The organism is Nocardia sp. NPDC046763 (assembly GCF_040645495.1).
Lineage (GTDB): Bacteria > Actinomycetota > Actinomycetes > Mycobacteriales > Mycobacteriaceae > Nocardia.
Genome location: NZ_JBEYYI010000020.1, coordinates 94,971 through 112,273, shown reverse-complemented (window position 1 = coordinate 112,273; position 17,303 = coordinate 94,971). Strand labels below are relative to the sequence as shown.

The following is a 17,303-nucleotide window of genomic DNA, read 5'->3' as shown; positions in this document are numbered from 1 at the left end:
CTGTCAGAAGGGATCCGCTGCGGCGCGCCGGATCACTTCACGGGCCAGCGGGCCGTGGATGGCGTCGATGGGACGACCGGGGAGGCTGTCGTCCTCGGTGTAGATCCACTCGAGGATTTCCTCGTCGGTGTACTTGCCGTCACGCATCACCGTGATCAGACCGGTCAGATGCTTCGCGACGGCACCCGTGGAGTCGAAGAACTCCTTCGGGATGCCGGCCACGCCGTCGCGACGGACCGCGAGGATCTGGTGGTCGCGCAGCATCTGGTGAACCCGCGTGACCACCATGCCCAACTGGTCGGCCACGTCGGGCAGCGGGATCAGGGTCACCGAATCCGGCAGGACGTCTTCGCTGCATGGAAAGGCACTCACGCCGACCACGGTAGTCTCTCGCGTCGCGACCGTCGCATCACACCCCGACACGACTACCATCGGGTGAGCCGCACCGGGCGGGCTCGGGAAAATCGGAAGGGTTGCAGTTTGATCGGCCAGATGCTGGAAGGGCGCTACCGCATCGACGCGCCGATCGCGCGTGGCGGCATGTCCATGGTGTTCCGGGGCGTGGACACCAGATTGGATCGACCGGTCGCCATCAAGGTGATGGACCCGAAGTTCGCCGCCGACCCGCAATTCCTCACCCGCTTCGAGCTCGAGGCGCGGGCCGTGGCCAAACTCAAGCACCCGTCGCTGGTCGCGGTCTACGACCAGGGTGTGGACGGCGACCATCCGTTCCTCATCATGGAACTGGTCGAAGGCGGCACCCTGCGCGAACTGCTGCGCGAGCGCGGGCCCATGCCCCCGCACGCGGTGCGCGCCGTCGCCGAGCCCGTGCTCTACGCCATCGGCGTGGCGCACGCGGCCGGGCTGGTGCACCGCGACATCAAGCCGGAGAACGTGCTCATCTCCGACTCCGGCGAGGTGAAGATCGCCGACTTCGGACTGGTGCGCGCGGTCGCCGAGGCCAAGATCACCTCCGACAGCGTGATCCTCGGCACGGCCGCCTACCTCTCGCCCGAGCAGGTCACCAACGGCACCGCCGACGCCCGCAGCGACGTCTACTCCGCGGGCGTCCTGATCTTCGAAATGCTCACCGGCCGAACACCGTTCACCGGTGACAACTCGCTGTCCATCGCGCTGCAGCGGGTCGAGAAGGACGTGCCCAGCCCGGGCCGCCTGATCACCGGCGTCCCACCGGAATTCGACGAGCTGGTCGCGCACGCCACCGCGCGCGAACCCATGCACCGCTACTCCGACGCCACCGAGATGGCGAACGACCTGCGTCGCATCGCCCGCGAACTGCAGCTGCCCGACTACCGGGTGCCCGCGCCCACCGAATCGGCCGAGCATCTCAGCGCCAAGTACCGGATCGGGCCCACGCCCGCGCCGCGTGTACCGGTCTCGCCGCCGTCTCGCCCCATTCCGGGCGCGGCCGATCTCACCACCCGGCTACCCGCGGACCCGCCGACCGCGCACATGCAACCGCAGGCGCAGCAGACCCGGGTGATGACCGCGGCGCGGGAAATCCCGCCGGAGTACCAACGGCAGCAGCCCGAGTACGCGCCGCCGCCCGGATCGCCGGGCAACCACGGCTACGGCTCGGACCTGATCGAGGATCGCGACAAGTCGCGGCGCAAGGTCGTCGTCTGGTTGAGCGTCGTGGTCGCGCTGGCGGTGCTGCTGGGCCTCGGCGGCTGGTGGCTCGGCGTCGGCAGATATTCGGCGGTGCCGTCGATCGCCGGCATGGACACCCAGAAGGCCGTCACCACACTGCAGAACGCAGGCTTCAAGACCGAGACCCGGCAGAAGGCCTCGGACATGATTCCGGTGGGCAATGTGGTCGGCACCGATCCGACCGCCGGAACCCGGGTCACCAAGGGGTCATTGGTCGCGGTGCTGGTCTCCAGCGGCAAGCCGAAGGTCCCCGACATCCAGACCGGACAGGACGTCAGCTCGGCCGACAAGGCCATCAGAGACGCGGGACTGACGCCGGTGGACGCCGGTGAGATGGGCAGTACCGCGCCGAAAGGCACGGTCGCCAAGGTGGATCCGGGACCCGGCACCGTACTCCCGGCCAATGCCCAGGTGAAGGTCTACCGCAGCAAGGGTTCCCAGCCGGTCAAGGTGCCGGACGTGCGGGGCAAGACCGAGGACGAGGCCCGGACGGCCCTGCAGAAGGCCGGGCTCACCGTCAGCTCCACCCGCGACCAGTACGACACCAAGATCAAGTCCGGGCAGGTGATCGGCACCGATCCGGCCGCGGGCACCAGCACCGAATCCGGCAGTGACGTGGTCCTCATCGTCAACAGCGCGATCGACATGCCGAACCTGTTGGGCGCCAATGTCTCCACCGCCCGCAGCAAGCTGCAGGCCCTCGGCCTCTCGGTCACGGTCCGGCAGCTGGCCAACAACGACAACTCGATCGTCATCTCGCAGAGCACCGCACCCGGCGACACCGTCCAGCCCGGCTCCACCATCACCCTGGTAGCGATTCCCTAGCCGCCTCCCCGGGACTTCAGCGGGCGGCAGAAAGCCGTTGCCGGACATGCAACCGTGCCGGCGGTTGGGTGCCGAAACGATTTCGGGCGTACCCGACGAGTTACCCCGACCGGTACGAGATCAGTTGTCGCCCCGGGCACCGGAATACACACGGCAGGAGCCCGGACCGCCATTCCGGTCCGGGCTCCTTCGTTCGTTCCCGTATTACCGCAGCATCTCCGCTACCAGGAAGGCCAGCTCCAGCGACTGCTGGGTATTCAGGCGCGGGTCGCAGGCGGTCTCGTAGCGCTCCTCCAGGTTGAGGTCCGAGATGTCCTGCGCGCCACCGAGACACTCGGTGACGTTCTCACCGGTGAGCTCGATGTGCAGGCCGCCCGGGTGGGTGCCCAGCGCGTGGTGCACCTCGAAGAAGCCCTGTACCTCGTCGACGATGCGGTCGAAGTGCCGGGTCTTGTAGCCGGTGGAGGACTCGTGGGTGTTGCCGTGCATGGGGTCGCACTGCCAGATCACCTGATGGCCGGTGGCCTGCACCTTCTCGATGATCGGGGGCAGCACGTCGCGGACCTTCTGATTGCCCATCCGCGCGACCAGGGTCAGACGGCCGGGCTCGTTGTTGGGGTCCAGGCGCTCGACGTACTCCACGGCCTGATCCGGCGTGGTGGTCGGGCCGATCTTGAGGCCGATCGGGTTGGCCACCAGTTCCGCGAAGGCGACGTGCGCGCCGTCGAGCTGACGGGTGCGCTCACCGATCCACAGGAAGTGCGCCGACAGGTCGTAGAGCACCGGCTCACCCGAGACCGGGTGCTCGCTCAGACGCAGCATGGCCCGCTCGTAGTCGAGCACCAGCGCCTCGTGGCTGGCGTACAGCCGGGCGCTGGACAGGTTGGGATCGTTGACGCGACAGGCCTTCATGAAGGCCAGCGCGCGATCGATCTCGGTGGCCATCTGCTCGTAGCGGGCGCCGGCCGGGGACTGGCTCACGAACTCGCGGTTCCAGTCGTGCACCTTGTGCAGGTCGGCCATGCCGGCGGAGGTGAGCGCGCGCACCAGGTTCATGGCCGCCGAGGCGTTGGCGTAGGCGCGGACCAGTCGCGACGGATCGTGTTCGCGCAGCGCCGCATCCGCGACCAGCGAATTCACCATGTCACCGCGGTAGGACCGCAGGCCCAGCGAATCGATGTCGGCGGAACGGGGTTTGGCGTACTGACCCGCGATGCGGGCCACCTTCACCACGGGCAGGCTGGCGCCGTAGGTGAGCACCACGGCCATCTGCAGCAGGGTGCGGATATTGCCGCGGATGTGCGGCTCGGTGTTGTCGGCGAAGGTCTCCGCGCAATCACCGCCCTGCATGAGGAACGCCTCGCCGCGGGCCACCTCGGCCAGGCGCAGGCGCAGCTCCTCGACCTCGGCGGGCACGCAGATGGGCGGCACGCTCTCCAGCACGGTGCGCATCTTGGCGGCCTGCTCGGGATCCCAGGACGGCTGCTGCAGAGCTGGGCGGGCCAGCGCGTCGTCGAGACGCCGACGGAGCTCGGCGGGCAGCGGAGGAAGTTCCGGCAAGCGATCGATCGGTACGTCGACGGTCCAGTTCACCAGTTCAGGATACGTATTGCTCTTGGTGACCCGGACCACCCCCAGGGCTCGAGTTCCGCACACCGGGTCGCCGCCTACGCTGGGACCGGATGATCTGCCCATCCGACCCGGACCTGAGCTGAGGAGAGACCCATCTCACTGCGGTACTTTTACGATTCGGAATTCATCGAGGACGGGACCGTCATCGACCTTGTCTCCATCGCGGTGGTGTGCGAGGACGGACGCGAGTTCTACGCGGTCTCCACCGAATTCGATCCCGAGAAGGCCGGGCCGTTCGTCCGCCGCAATGTCCTGCCCAAGCTACCGCCGCCGTCCTCGCCGCTGTGGCGTTCGCGCGAGCGCATCCGCGACGACCTCTACAAGTTCCTGGTCCCCCGCACCGGCGTGGAACCCGAACTGTGGGCCTGGGTCGGCGCCTACGACCACGTGGCACTGTGCCAGCTGTGGGGCTCCATGGTCGACCTCCCCAACGCGCTGCCCCGCTACACCAATGAGCTGCGCCAGCATTGGGAGCAGCACGGCCGGCCGGTACTGCCGCCGGTGCCCAAGGACGCGCACGACGCGCTCGCCGACGCCCGCCACAACCTCGCCAAATTCGAGGCCATCGAAGCGGCCCGGCGCCTGCGCGCGGTCTGAGATCCGCATGCGAAAGGCCCCGGGAGACTTGGTCTCCCGGGGCCTTCTCGGTGGTCCGGCAGGCTAGCCCGCCATGGTTTCCGGAATGCGGTCGGCGTCCGGGCGGCTGCCCGACGGCACGCCCTTCTTCAGGCTCGCGGCGTACACGTCGACGTACTCCTGATCGCCCATCCGCATGAGCTCGTACATGATCTCGTCGGTGACGGCGCGCTCGACGAAACGGTTGCCGCCCATGCCCTCGTAGCGCGAGAAGTCGATCGGCTCACCGAATTTCACGGTGACCTTGCGCGGCCGCCAGCGGAACGGACCGGGCGGGCACACCTCGTCGGTGCCGATCAGGGCAACCGGGATCACCGGCACTCCGGTCTCCAGGGCGAGGCGTGCCACACCGGTCTTGCCTTTGTAGAGGCGGCCGTCCGGGGAGCGCGTGCCTTCGGGGTACAGGCCTACCAGGCGACCCTCGTCCAGCAGCTTGCGCGCGGTATTGAGGGCGCTCTCGGCGGCGTCCGCGCCGGAGCGGTCGATCGGGTACTGACCGGCACCGGAGAAGAACCATTTCTGCAACCGGCCCTTGAGACCGGGCGTGGTGAAGTATTCGGCCTTGGCCAGATAGGTGATGCGGCGCGGGCTCATCAGCGGGGTGAAGAGCCAGTCGGTGAACGACAAGTGATTGCCGGCCAGAATCGCTGCGCCCTTCGCGGGAATGTTCTCGACGCCCTCAACCTGGGGCCGGTTGACGAGATGCATCCATGGACCCGGGAACACATACTTCAGCAGCCAGTAGAACATTGCGTCCTTTCCCCTGTTTTCGATACCCGGGACCGGCCTCGTTGCGGGCACCACCACTCGCTTGCCTACCCTACCGCTGAGTCCGCACGGTAACCAACCGGCAGTGGCGCGTTTCTCCAATGACGGGACTTTGGTCCCACGCTGCGGAATCCGCCCGTCGGTGAGCAGCGCGGTCAGCGGTGCGCCGGTACCGGGTTCGACGACGACGGGACCCCCGCGCGGGCCAGTTCGGCCGCGCCGATCATGCCCGCCGCCTCGCCGAGTTGGGCGGTGCGGATGCGGGCCAGACGGCGGTGCCGGGCCCCGGTGATGGAGGCCGCGTAGTGCTCGCGGGCGTCGTCGAGGAACAGTGGGGCAGAACTGCTCACGCCGCCCGCCACCACGATCAGGTCCGGGTCGAAGATGTCGCTCACGAAGGCCAGGCCCAGGCCGAGCCAGCGCGCGAAATCGGCCATCACCTCGAGGGCGACCGGGTCGCCGTCCTGCGCCGCGCCCGCCACCCGGCGACCGGTCAGCGAGCCCGGATCGCGCCCGGCCTCCCGCGCCAGCACCGTGGAACGCTGGGGGTCGGTGGCCAGCAGTTCGATCGCGGTGTCCACCAGAGCCGTTCCGCTGCAATACCTTTCCCAGCAGCCACGTTTGCCGCAGGCGCAGGTGCGGCCGTTCGGCACCACCTGCAGATGCCCCAGTTCCGGTGCGACACCGAAGCTTCCGCGATACAGCTGGCCATTGATGAGCAGCGCCGCGCCGATGCCGGTGCCGATGGCCACCAGCACCACGTTGCGCCCACCCGCCGCCGCACCGAAGCGATACTCCGCCCACAGCGCGGCATTGGCGTCGTGCTCCAGGATCACCGGCAGGCCGAGGCGCTGGGTGAGCCGCTGCGCGACCGGGGCGTCCTCCCAGGGCAGGTGCGGGGCGAAACGCACGGTGGCGCGGTCCTCGTCCACGAAACCGGCCACCGCCAAACCGACCGCGCCGATGGCATGGTGGGAGCACAGTTCGCGTACCGCCCGGGCCAGGCCGTCCTCGAGGGCGCGGGCGGAGTGCGGGGTCGGCGCGGTCACGGTGTCGAGCACCTCGCCCGCACCATCCACCACCGACGCCCGAATATTCGTGCCGCCCACATCGATACCCACGGTCAGCGGCACGTCCTCACCGCCCATCATGCCTTGATCGTCACGTCGATGGGCACGTATTTGGCGCGCTCGGCCCGCCTGCCGCCACCGGGCTGTGCACCGCCGCGGCCGGCGGCCGGGCCCGAATCGCGGGCGGGTGCGGGCTGTCCCACGGATCCGGCGGGACCGGACTCGGCACCGGGGTGCGCAACCGGGGGGCCGAAGGGACGGTCGGGGGCCGGGTGATCACCGGCTACTCGGTCGTCGGCGGAGTCCATGCGGAAATCGTTGTGCGGCACCGTATCCGAGCCACCCGGGTCGCTGTCTCCGGGGCGGCGCGCCGCGCCCGGGCCGGGACCGAAGGGGTCGTCCGGCGACTCGGCGGCCGGGTGGGCCTGGGACCGATTCCGGGCCGCCGCACGGCCCTGCGCACCGGCGAGGAAGCGCGCGAACACCATGGCCAGGCCCGCCGCACCGTGCGGGTCGCCGGATTGCCCGCCGCCACGAGGGAATTCGCTCCCGCCGTCCGGGCCGCCATCGCCGCGCGTGGCGGCGTCGGCAAAGGGCCGATCACCTGCACCGGAGCCGGTTTCGGCGACGTGCGAAAAATGATGCCAGGCTTGATATTCCGGTGACTCCGGATCCAGGTCCGGCGGGATCACCGGATCCACCGGGACACCGGCAAGCGCCTCGCGCAACACGGTCACGATGGCGGTGCCGTGTTCGGCGATGGCCGCCACCACATCGTGGTGCTCACCGCGCACGATGGCCGCCGCCGCACACACCGGGCACCAGCTACAACTGGACCATTCAGTGCGGCCGTCGGAGGCGGTGCGGCGCAGTACCGGCTCGACGCGCTCGAGGACGGCCTCGGCCAACAGCCGTAGCTCCTCGGCGAATTCGCCGAGATTCTCGTCGGGGTGGCCGGGACGCGGGTGCTGCGTGGTGGTCATTTCGGCCAGACCTGAGGATCGGGCCGGAAACGGATCACCAGGTGGTCGCCGTCGAGCTCGGCGGCCTCGACCGTGCACCGCCGCAATACCGGTGCCAGCCGCAACCGCCGCCGGACGCCGTCCGCTCCCACGATCAAATCGTCCTCCACTCGTCCCAGCCGCAGGGTCGACGGATCGACCACCGGCAGATGCATGCGCATCGCGAACACCGAGTGCACGCCCGCCCCGGACTCGAGCCCCACCACCGGCTCGGCGGCAGTACTTCTCTCGAGGCCGGGCAGCACACCGTCCGCACCTGTGCCAAGCATAGGGACCGGACGTCCTCCCACCCAGTTACCACTCGCATCGACCGCGTAGGACAGCGCCGCCAGCGAACCCAACCCCACCGGTTCGGCTCCCGCGTGCGCCACGACCTGCACCGGAACCCCGCGCAACCGCTTGCGCAGCTCCCCCGCCACATCGAGTTGCTCGCCGCGCCGGTTGAAGTACCACTGCACCGCCGGATGCGGCGGCTCGACCGGATGCGGGGCGGGCATCTCCGGCAGCACCTTGTTCACCAGCACCGCGTCCAAGCGGATACCGAGCAGCGCCGCCGCCGAGCGCACCCGCGCCGACTCGGCCACCGCGACCAGTTCCGCGGCGGTCACCAGGCGGGCGCCGGTGCGGGCCTGATCCGCCAGCAGGTCACGGGCTTCCGTCACCGTCTGCACGATCTGCTCGACGGTCACCGCCAGCACCGCCTTGCGGAAGTCCGCGCCGATCGCCTCCATCGTCCTGGCGTGCGCGGGCCACACCCGCTCCAGGTAACCGAGCACGGTGTCCGGCGCGGTGACGATGCGCAGCATATCCGCCGACGGCGGGCAGTCCACCACGATCACATCCCACCGTGCGTCATTGGCGAACTGCGTGATCTCCAGCATGGCCAGCAGTTCCTGCACCCCCGGCAGCCCGGTCAGCTCCGCGGGATCCAGTGCCCCCAGGTCGAATCCGTGCTCGTGCCCGGCCCCGGACGCCATGACCAGCACCTGCCTGAACCGATCCTCCAGCAGCGCAAGCGAATCCACCTCGATGACATCCAGCGCCGGCTCGGCGTCGGGGTCGCGGACGTCCGCGAAAGCCGGTGCCGGGCTGTGGAACATGGGGAGGGGCAGGGTGGCGACAGCGGGGGTCGCGCCGTGGCGCAGGCGGTAGCCCAGGGCATCGCCGAGAGAGTGCGCCTGGTCGAGAGAGGCCAGCAGGACGCGGCGGCCGTTGCGGGCGTAGGCGAGTGCGGTGGCGCAGGCCAGGGTTGTTTTTCCGACACCGCCCTTGCCGATGAACAGCTCGACGCGGGTGGCGGGGCGCGGCGAGCGTTCGGTACCGCCGGCGATCAGCCTTCGACCCGTTTCTTGAGTTCCTTGAGAGCGGTGTCGGTGATGACCTTCTCCGCTTTGCGTTTGAACATGCCGATCATGGGGATGTTCAGGTCCACGGTCAGTTCGTAGACCACCTGGGTGGTGCCGTCGGGCAGGGCGATCAACTCGTAGGTGCCGTCCTGCGCCTTCTGCAGATCACCCGAGACCAGGCTCCAGCTCACCGCGCGGCCGTCGGGCCGCCAGGTGTAGGCCAGGGTGTAGGTGTCCTTCACGACGCCGGCGTCCAGCACGAAGCGGGCGGTGCGGGCGCGGCCGTCCGGCAGCTTGTCCAGCACCTCGACCGAGCGGGCCGCGGAGACCCATTCCGGATACGACTCCAGGTCGGCGATGACGGCCATCACTCGATCCGAGGGGGCGTCGATCACGATCGACCGCTGAGTTCGATCGGCCATGGGCGGCAACGCTTCCTTTCTAGTGAGCGGCCGCGGGAGCGACCCCGGCCTTGCGCCCCGCCTCGAGGCGGGCCTTGATCTCGAAGGACATGGCCTTGCCCGCGACGCGGCGAGTACGGTTCAGGGCCAGCAGCTCACGCCCGGACATACCGCCGATGCCGCCGCGGGGTTCGGCGTGCATGAAGTAGTGCATGATGACGCCGTCCAGCATGGGCTCCAGCCAGACCTCCATGGTGCCGTCCGCACCACCGCTGACGGTCCAGCGAATACCCTTGTCGCGCCGGTCTTCTCGGACCTCCAACTGCAGGTCGGGCCACCAGCGGCGCCAGCGGGCACGATCGGCCAGCACCTCGGCCACGGCCGTGCCCGGCGCGGCGACGAATGTCTGGTCGGCAACCTGGATACTGCTCACGGTGCCTATCTTGCCCTACGCTTCGCTCCGGGCGGGTTCGCGGCCCCGAAGTCTCGATTCTTCTCTCCTCCGCTCCTCCGCTACGCTCCCCCACTCCAACGCGGAGGTCTATCGAGCCGCAGTCCAGAATCGAGACGGCCGCGAACCTTTCAGTGTTGTCTCAGTGCGGTTTCTGTCGGATTCAGCAGTTGCTGTAGTCGCGCGCCCATCAGGTCCCAGCGCCACTGCTGCTGCACCCAGGCGCGGCCGGCCGCGCCCATACTGGCGGCGGTGTCCCGGTCGGAGAGGATGTCGACGATGGCATCCGTGAGTTCTTCGGCGGAGCGGCCGTTCACCACGCGTCCGGTCTCACCCTCGCGCACGGTTTCCGGCGCGCCACCGGAATTGCCCGCCACCACCGGCACTCCCGTGGCGGAGGCCTCCAGGAACACGATGCCCAGGCCCTCGACGTCCAGGCCGAAACCGCGGGTGCGGCAGGGCATGGCGAACACGTCGGCGATGGTGTGATGGGCGGCGAGCTCGCCCGACGGGACGCGTCCGGTGAAGACCACGTCATTGCCGAGTCCCATGACCTCGGCGAACTGCCGCAGCTTCTGCTCGTACGGCCCGCCGCCGGCGATGACCAGCACCGCCCCGTCGATCCGCCTGCGGATCTCGAGCATGGCCGTGATCAGCATGTCCTGCCCCTTGCGCGGCACCAGCCGCGACAGGCACAGAATGGTCGGCCGGTCCCCCAGCCCGTAGCGGGCCCGCAGCTCGGCGCGGGCGGCCGGATCCGGCTTGAACACTTCCGAATCCACGGCGGGGGGCAGGTATTCGAGCGCGGCCTGCGCCCCGAACGCGGACGAGAACCGCCGCCGCGTGTACTTGCTGACATAGGTGACGACATCGGTGTGATCGCCGATGACCCGCAGCGCCTGCCGCGCTGCCGGCAGCATCGACCAGCCCACCTCGTGCCCGTGCGTGGACGCCAGAATCCGCTCCGCGCCAGCTTGGCGCAGCACCGGCGACAGCAGCGCCAGCGGCGCCGCCGCCCCGAACCACACCCGGTCGCATTTCTCGTCGCGCATGAGCTTCTTGGCCCGCCGCGCCACCAGCGGTGTCGGCAACATCAGCGTCGTCGGATGCCGCACCACCTGAAACGGCTGCTGCGCATCGAACTTCCAGTGGCTGTCGCCCCGCCACCGCGGCGCGTACACCACCAGCTCATCGGCGGGCAGCTGCCGGGCGAGCGCATGCAGATACGACTGAATCCCACCTGGTCGCGGCGGGAAATCATTGGTAACCAGCAGAGTTCGCCCCATGCCACAAACCTACTGCACCCGGGGCCCGCACTCCTCCCACCCCGAAACCTCGCACCCCCGGGCCTCCAAGTGCTACGCGTGCTACGCGCCTTCGGCGGTGCGGGTGGTGAGCCAGGCGCGCCAGTCGGTGACGAGGTCCTGGTAGCCGGTGCCGAGGGTGGTGCGCAGAGCGGTGTCGACGGCGGCGCGGTCCTTGGGGCCCGAAGCCAATTGGCGGTAGAGGGCGACGAGTTTCGGGTCGCCGTAGCGGTCGGCGATGAAAGCGCAGGCGGACCAGCCCTGTTCGTAGGCCAGGGAGGCTTGGCCGCTGGTGGGATCGAACATGGCGTCGGGCGGCAGGTCGGCGGGGAGGTCGCCGGCGCGGGCGCGGGCGGTGAGGGTGGGGGCGATCTCAGTGATGGGCTGGCGCAGGTTGCGATGGGCCGAATATTCGGCGAAGCCCTCGAGCATCCACATCGGGGAGCCGTCGACGGTGACCGCGCGCGAGGCCATGTGGGTGAGTTCGTGCCGCAGCACCGAGCGCAGGCCGTCGGCGCCGAGGCGGCGCCCGGCGTCGGGGCCGAAAACCACACGCTGGCCGGTCGGTTGGGCGCCGGGGCGGAAAGGATCAGCGACGGTCGAGGCCGCGACCTCGGCGGGCACGTGACCGACGGCGTGGGTGAGGGCGGCGAATTCGGAGACGCTGGATGCCACCACCACGACGGGGGCCTGATTCCAGTCCGAACCCCACAGCGCGGTGACCGCGGCGGTGCTTGCCGCGAGTTCGCCTGCCAGCACATCGATATCGGCGCGCTGCCCGGAATGACCGAGCACGACACCGATCCGCCCCGACCCGGTCGCCCTGGTCTCGGCGACCACCTTGCCGTAGCCCTCCATGGTCCGTTTCACCAGTGGCACCTGCGGATCGGAGGCGGTGACCTGGCCCGAGTCCTGCCCGGGCACCACCGCACGCAGCTTGGGCACCACCGAGTTCGGCAGCATGAGCAGCGCCCCACAGGCGGCGGTCAGCGCGCTGACCATGACCAGGGTGGCGACGAACTGGAACCGCCGCCGCGCCGCCAGCCAACCGCGCATCCGTCGCAGAGCGCTCATCGCCACCTCGTCGTGATCATGCTCAGCAGATTGGGCATGAGCGGGGACGCTACGTGGTTACGCAAGCTGCCTCCTCCGGGTCCTGATCACTCATGCCGGGTCCGCGGGAGCTCAGAACCGGCGCGCCGAATGGAACGGTGTGGAGCCCATCGGCGCGACCTGAACCGGTACGCCGAAAGTCGAAGCGTGCAGCATCAATCCGTTGCCGGCGTAGATGCCCACGTGCGAGATGTCAGAGTAGAAGAAGACGACATCGCCGGGTTGGAGGTCCTTCTCGTCGACCGGCGTGCCGTAGCTGGACTGCTGCTGGCTGGTGCGCGGCACGCTCTTGCCGACCTGGTGGAAGGCCCACTGCACCAGGCCGGAGCAGTCGAACTGGTCGGGACCGGTGGCGCCCCAGACATAGGGATCGCCGACGCGGGTGAGTCCGGCGGCCAGCGCGCTGGTGCCGGAACCGGGAACCAGGCCCCGGAGCAGGCTGTCGCGATCGAAGCCGGGCGGGAACATGGAGCCCACGAGCGCGGACTTGTCACTGGCGGAGAGCTGACCCCAGGCGGCGATCACCTGCGCCATGGACCCTTGCAGCGCAGCGCGTTTGGATTCCAGGTCCGTGCGGACCGCATCGGCGGCGGCGCTGGCGGCGCGTGCGGTATCGGCAGCGGCGCGGGCGGCGGCCTCGGCGACCGAGGCCGCGTCGGTGGCCTTCTCGTACTGGCCCAGTTGATCATTCGTGCGCGCGCCCACGAAGTCCACGATGGACATCTGGTCGAGCAGCTGCTGCGGCGAATTGCTGACCAGTAGCGAAGTGAGCCGGTTGGTGCGGCTGCCGAGCAGCGCCGAGGTCGCGGCCCGATCGATGACCGGTTGGTAGCGACGGATTTCCGCCTTGGCCGCATCCAGGGTGGCGGCCGCGTCGGCGGCCCGCTGGTCGGCGGCGCCGGCGGCGGCAGCCTTGGTGTCCAGATCGGACTGCGCGTCGAGCGCCTGCTGATTGAGCTGTTCGGATTGCCGCGACAGATCGATGAGCCGCTGCACCGCTTCCCCAGCAGATGCCGGTGCGGAGGCCGGATCGGCTGTCGCGGGTCCGATGCCCAGGGTGCCGTAGGTGCCGACCATGAGTGCGCCTACCGTGAGGGCTTCACCCACCAGTCGTCTGGTTCGCTGACTGTGTGTCCGATGATGTCGCTGCTGCGCTGCCACCGTTGGTGTCGTCCCGTTCTCTTACCCCGAGCCGGTTCAGAAGGTCTCGATAAGATTACGAAACGGCGACCGCTTGTGTCCAGCAGGCCACGGAATCGTCACGGCCACCGTCTCCTCCGCAGGTCGGCCGCCTGCGGTCGGCATCGGGAAGACTCCCCGGTCGAGCAGCGGATCAGATGCGGCGCGCGCCCGCGAACGGCATCGAGGAGACCGGGGCGACCTTCACCGGCTGGCCGGAGGTCGACGCGTGCACCACATTGCCGTCGCCGACGTAGATGCCGGAGTGGCTGCCACCGTAGAACGACACCACGTCGCCGGGCTCCAGATCGTCGAACGACACCGGGCTGCCGGAATTGAGCTGCTCATAGCTGGTGCGCGGCAGGCTGATTCCGGCCTGCGCGTAGGACCACTGCACCAGACCGGAGCAGTCGAAGGCGTCCGGGCCGGCGGCGCCGTAGACGTAAGGGTCGCCGACACGGCTCAGGGCGGCGTTGACCGCGGCCTGGCGCGGGCCGCTCTGCGGCCCGGGGGCGGCCGGGCCCCACGGGGTGAGGATGCCGGGAAGGGCGGGGATGTTCACCGGAAGGGATTCCGGTAGGCCCGGGATGCCGGCCGGGAGCTGGATCTGGTCGGGCACGTCGAAGGTGCCGACCGGGGTGTTCACCGGCTGGGCCGACGCGGGGGTCGCGGGCAGCAGCAGCGCGCTCAGCGTGGCAGCGCCGACGGCACCGGCCACAGCAGCACGACGCGCAGTGCGCTGCATGCCCCGGACCTGTCGCTTGACGGTGGTGGTCGCCATGGTGAGGTACTTCCAATCTGCCCCGCGACGCCGCACCCGGTGGTGCGTCGGACTCCGCGAGGTCTCAGGAAGATTACGAGTGCATAACGGCGCTTTGTAAAGTCGAGCCGGCCGGCCCATCACTCGAAATTGTTACGCGTCCCCATTTCGGTGCGACAAACATCACAGCAATCACGAAACGATAACAACGGCCATTTTCCGGAGAGCGCTCCAATAGCTACCGACGAGTAGACAACGCCCGCCAAAGACCCTCTCGACCTCGACAAATTCCGCATAATACGAGGTCAGAGCCATGACCTCCGACCTGGGCGATTCCGACACGCCCAGGCGACACGCCCGACCGCAGGACAGCGGGGCAGCACACGTCGGAGTCCGATGCGAACAGGCCACCCTCACCCACGTGATTAATTCACTTTCCGAATAACTGTGACCCTGACCACAAACTCGCAAATTTCCACAATTCGGGGATTTCATCTCGAGAACCTCCACCACATAGTCAGACATTTCCCCAGGTCGCGCGAAGCAACTCCCAGACCCCGGCCCGGGTTCCCGGCCCGACCTGCGGAAAGTGCCGGGATCACGCGTTCCCGGAGACGGTCACGTCCCCTCGGACCTGCGGTGAATGCCTAGGCGGGAAAGGTTGTCGGACCCTGCGCCTAGGCTTCCCGTCCGTGTCTGGACAGCTGGCCTTCGACGAGCTCGAAACCCCGCTCTATGACACGACGTTCGTGGTGGTGGACCTGGAGACGACCGGCACCAGCCCCGAGGGCGACTCGATCACCGAGATCGGCGCGGTGAAGGTGCGCGGCGGCGAGGTGCTCGGCGAGTTCGCGACCCTGGTGAATCCCGGCTGCGCGATTCCGCCGCAGATCGTGCAGATCACCGGGATCACGACCGCCATGGTGGTGGACGCGCCGCGCATCGAGCAGGTGCTGCCCGGGTTTCTGGAGTTCGCGCGCGGTGCGGTGCTGGTCGCCCACAATGCCCGCTTCGATACCGGATTCCTGAAGGCCGCCGCGGCCCGGTGCGAATTGCCCTGGCCCGCTTTCCAAACGCTGTGCACGGTCCAGCTGGCGCGGCGGGTGCTCGGCAAGGACGAGGCGCCCTCGGCCAAGCTCTGGTACCTGGCACAGCTGCTGGGCGCTGAGACCCGGCCCACGCACCGCGCCCTCGACGACGCCCGCGCAACGGTGGACGTGCTGCACGCCCTCATCGCCCGGGTGGGCAATCAGGGCGTGCAGAGTCTCACCGAACTGCTCGACTATCTACCCGAGGTGACGCGCCGCCAGCGCGCGAAACGTGTGATGGCAGCGGATCTTCCGGCCACGCCGGGGGTGTACCTGTTCCGGGGTCCGTCGGACGAGGTCCTCTATATAGGGACGGCGGTGAATCTGCGCCGCCGCGTCCGCACCTACTTCACCGGTTCCGACACCCGCCCGCGCATGCGCGAGATGGTGCAGCTGGCCACCCGGGTCGACCATGTCGAGTGCGCGCACGGTCTCGAGGCCGGGGTGCGGGAGCTGCGGCTGCTGCTCGCCCACACTCCGCCCTACAACCGGCGATCGAAGTTCCCGCAGCGTGCCTGGTGGCTGACGCTGACCGACGAGCCGTTCCCCCGTTTCGCGGTCTCGCGCACTCCGGCCCGGGACGCGCTGGGCCCGTTCACCTCTCGCGCCGATGCTCTGGAGATCGCCGCCACCGTCGCCGAGCAGGCGGGCCTGCGCACCTGCGCCACCCGCATCCCGCGCACCGGTCGCCATGATTGCCCGCCGGCCGTGGTCGGCGGTTGCCCCGCGAGCGCCCACAGCAGCCCCCTATATATAGAGGAGTACCAGCGAGCTCCGGCCGCCGTCCGCGCCCTGTTCGCCGGCGCCGACGACGCCCTGCTGCACGCGATTGCCGAGCGGCTCGAAAGCCTCTCCACCGCAGAACATTTCGAGGCCGCAGCCCGGCTGCGGGATCGCACCGTGACGGTGATCCGCGCCCTGCGCCGCACCCAGCGCCTGGCCGCCCTCGCGGCCATCCCGGAACTGATAGCTGCCCGCCCCGACGGTGCGGGTGGCTGGGAGTTCGCGATCATCCGCCACGCCCGCCTGGCCGCCGCGGGCACCGCCGTGCGCGGCATCTCCCCCATGGCGGTGGTGGACCGCCTGGCGGCCGCCGCCGAAACCGTCATCCCGCCCCGTCTCCCCAGCCCGGACGACGACCCCGCCTATCCCCCACTGCGCGGGGCACTTCCGGAGGAGGCGGGCCTGCTGGTCCGCTGGCTCGAACAGCCCGGCACCCGCATCGTCCGCACCACCGACGGCTACGGCGAACCCCGCCTCGGCGCCGGCGCCTGGCTCGACTGGGTCACCCGCGCCGAAGCCGCTGCCCGGATCTCCAACCCGGAGCAGTCGACACCGGTGTGATGTGGCTCGCGCCTGCCAGAATGGCGGAATGTATGTTCCCGATGCCGAGCGCTGGAACCACAACATCGAGTATCACTCGCTGCTGGCCGCCGCGGTCGGGGGCGCGCGGGATGTGCTGGATGTCGGATGCGGGGAAGGCATGCTGGCCAGGCGGATTCGGCGCGGCGGCGCCGCGGTGACCGGCATCGATCCCGATTCGCGGAGTATCGAGCTGGCCCGGGACCAGTCCGCCGTGGACGACATCACCTATCTCCGGGCCGATTTCCTCGAGTATCCCTTCGAGCCGGAATCGTTCGACGGCATCGTGTCCATCGCGGCCCTGCACCACATGGACACCGTCAGCGCCCTCACCCGGATGCGGGACCTGCTGCGCCCCGGCGGGACCCTCGCCGTCGTGGGCATGGCGCGCAACGATTTTCCCGCGGATCTGCCATGGGAGGCCGCCGCCCTGTTCACCAGCTTCAAGGATCGGCTGGTCCGGGCGCAGTGGGCGCACCCGTCGCCGGTGGTGTGGCCGCCGCCGCAGACCTATGCCGAGACCCGTCGGATGGCAGCCGAGATCCTGCCGGGCGTGCGCTATCGCCGGCACGTGCTGTGGCGATTCTCGCTGGTGTGGACCAGGCCGAATCCGGCTGGGCCGCAGGCTTAGCCGGCGGCGCGGAAGGCCGGCGCCGACCGCAAGCGCAGGCCGTG

The 17,303-nt window shown here is 69.3% G+C and carries 16 protein-coding genes; 4 read left to right on the top strand and 12 right to left on the bottom strand.

Going from position 1 to position 17,303, the window contains the following annotated elements; translation table 11 throughout:
- Nucleotides 1-3: 3 nt before the first annotated feature.
- Nucleotides 4-372: an Rv2175c family DNA-binding protein gene (locus ABZ909_RS28755; protein WP_357005419.1), complete on the bottom strand. Its 369-nt coding sequence runs from the start codon at nt 370-372 to the stop codon at nt 4-6.
- A gap of 108 nt (nt 373-480) precedes the next feature.
- Here ABZ909_RS28755 and ABZ909_RS28750 point away from each other — a divergent pair, with 108 nt between their 5' ends.
- On the top strand, nt 481-2,496 hold the full coding sequence (locus ABZ909_RS28750; RefSeq protein ID WP_357005417.1) for a PASTA domain-containing protein: 2,016 nt from the start codon (nt 481-483) through the stop codon (nt 2,494-2,496).
- A gap of 204 nt (nt 2,497-2,700) precedes the next feature.
- Here the strand turns inward: ABZ909_RS28750 and ABZ909_RS28745 are convergent, their stop codons facing one another.
- Nucleotides 2,701-4,089: a class II 3-deoxy-7-phosphoheptulonate synthase gene (locus ABZ909_RS28745; RefSeq protein WP_354843080.1), complete on the bottom strand. Its 1,389-nt coding sequence runs from the start codon at nt 4,087-4,089 to the stop codon at nt 2,701-2,703.
- Nucleotides 4,090-4,227: 138 nt separating this feature from the next.
- On the opposite strand from ABZ909_RS28745, the gene ABZ909_RS28740 reads away from it, so the two are divergent.
- A complete protein-coding gene (locus tag ABZ909_RS28740; RefSeq protein WP_357005556.1) occupies nt 4,228-4,725 on the top strand; it encodes a polyadenylate-specific 3'-exoribonuclease AS in 498 nt (165 codons plus the stop codon).
- 63 nt (nt 4,726-4,788) lie between these two features.
- Here ABZ909_RS28740 and ABZ909_RS28735 read toward each other — a convergent pair whose 3' ends face one another.
- The 10 genes from ABZ909_RS28735 to ABZ909_RS28690 form a co-directional block, all read right to left on the bottom strand.
- Entirely contained in the window at nt 4,789-5,514 is a 726-nt protein-coding gene (locus ABZ909_RS28735) for a lysophospholipid acyltransferase family protein (protein WP_357005413.1), read from the bottom strand.
- Nucleotides 5,515-5,687: 173 nt separating this feature from the next.
- Entirely contained in the window at nt 5,688-6,683 is a 996-nt protein-coding gene (locus tag ABZ909_RS28730; RefSeq protein ID WP_357005410.1) for an ROK family glucokinase, read from the bottom strand.
- Nucleotides 6,680-7,585 (bottom strand): hypothetical protein, encoded by a 906-nt coding sequence (locus ABZ909_RS28725; RefSeq protein ID WP_357005407.1) that lies wholly within the window; start codon nt 7,583-7,585, stop codon nt 6,680-6,682. The genes ABZ909_RS28730 and ABZ909_RS28725 overlap by 4 nt, the downstream gene beginning before the upstream one ends.
- Nucleotides 7,582-8,907, bottom strand: coding sequence for an ArsA family ATPase (locus ABZ909_RS28720; RefSeq protein WP_357005554.1), 1,326 nt, complete (start codon nt 8,905-8,907; stop codon nt 7,582-7,584). Before ABZ909_RS28720 ends, ABZ909_RS28725 begins: the two co-directional genes overlap by 4 nt.
- 47 nt (nt 8,908-8,954) lie before the next feature.
- Entirely contained in the window at nt 8,955-9,392 is a 438-nt protein-coding gene (locus tag ABZ909_RS28715; protein WP_357005404.1) for an SRPBCC family protein, read from the bottom strand.
- A 19-nt stretch (nt 9,393-9,411) separates the two neighbouring features.
- Nucleotides 9,412-9,804, bottom strand: coding sequence for a polyketide cyclase / dehydrase and lipid transport (locus ABZ909_RS28710; RefSeq protein ID WP_357005401.1), 393 nt, complete (start codon nt 9,802-9,804; stop codon nt 9,412-9,414).
- A gap of 149 nt (nt 9,805-9,953) precedes the next feature.
- Nucleotides 9,954-11,108, bottom strand: a complete 1,155-nt coding sequence (locus ABZ909_RS28705; protein WP_357005398.1) for a glycosyltransferase family 4 protein — start codon at nt 11,106-11,108, stop codon at nt 9,954-9,956.
- A gap of 81 nt (nt 11,109-11,189) precedes the next feature.
- A complete protein-coding gene (locus ABZ909_RS28700) occupies nt 11,190-12,200 on the bottom strand; it encodes a hypothetical protein (protein ID WP_357005396.1) in 1,011 nt (336 codons plus the stop codon).
- Nucleotides 12,201-12,311: 111 nt separating this feature from the next.
- Complete coding sequence (locus ABZ909_RS28695) at nt 12,312-13,316, bottom strand: NlpC/P60 family protein (RefSeq protein WP_357005552.1); 1,005 nt, start codon at nt 13,314-13,316, stop codon at nt 12,312-12,314.
- Nucleotides 13,317-13,572: 256 nt separating this feature from the next.
- Nucleotides 13,573-14,199, bottom strand: coding sequence for an NlpC/P60 family protein (locus tag ABZ909_RS28690; protein WP_357005393.1), 627 nt, complete (start codon nt 14,197-14,199; stop codon nt 13,573-13,575).
- 671 nt (nt 14,200-14,870) lie between these two features.
- Between ABZ909_RS28690 and ABZ909_RS28685 the strand changes: the two genes are divergently transcribed.
- On the top strand, nt 14,871-16,610 hold the full coding sequence (locus ABZ909_RS28685) for a DEDD exonuclease domain-containing protein (protein WP_357005391.1): 1,740 nt from the start codon (nt 14,871-14,873) through the stop codon (nt 16,608-16,610).
- A gap of 28 nt (nt 16,611-16,638) precedes the next feature.
- The gene (locus ABZ909_RS28680) at nt 16,639-17,259 is read left to right on the top strand and encodes a class I SAM-dependent methyltransferase (RefSeq protein WP_357005388.1); all 621 of its coding nucleotides are present in this window, start codon (nt 16,639-16,641) and stop codon (nt 17,257-17,259) included.
- Nucleotides 17,260-17,303 lie beyond the last annotated feature (44 nt).

Excerpts from the sequence above, each read along its gene's own strand:
- ABZ909_RS28690 (WP_357005393.1), bottom strand. The coding sequence starts at position 14,199 with ATGGCGACCACCACCGTCAAGCGACAGGTCCGGGGCATGCAGCGCACT.
- ABZ909_RS28735 (WP_357005413.1), bottom strand. The coding sequence starts at position 5,514 with ATGTTCTACTGGCTGCTGAAGTATGTGTTCCCGGGTCCATGGATGCAT.
- ABZ909_RS28680 (WP_357005388.1), top strand. The coding sequence starts at position 16,639 with ATGTATGTTCCCGATGCCGAGCGCTGGAACCACAACATCGAGTATCAC.
- ABZ909_RS28700 (WP_357005396.1), bottom strand. The coding sequence starts at position 12,200 with ATGAGCGCTCTGCGACGGATGCGCGGTTGGCTGGCGGCGCGGCGGCGG.
- ABZ909_RS28705 (WP_357005398.1), bottom strand. The coding sequence starts at position 11,108 with ATGGGGCGAACTCTGCTGGTTACCAATGATTTCCCGCCGCGACCAGGT.
- ABZ909_RS28725 (WP_357005407.1), bottom strand. The coding sequence starts at position 7,585 with ATGACCACCACGCAGCACCCGCGTCCCGGCCACCCCGACGAGAATCTC.
- ABZ909_RS28730 (WP_357005410.1), bottom strand. The coding sequence starts at position 6,683 with ATGATGGGCGGTGAGGACGTGCCGCTGACCGTGGGTATCGATGTGGGC.
- ABZ909_RS28695 (WP_357005552.1), bottom strand. The coding sequence starts at position 13,316 with ATGGTCGGCACCTACGGCACCCTGGGCATCGGACCCGCGACAGCCGAT.
- ABZ909_RS28715 (WP_357005404.1), bottom strand. The coding sequence starts at position 9,392 with ATGGCCGATCGAACTCAGCGGTCGATCGTGATCGACGCCCCCTCGGAT.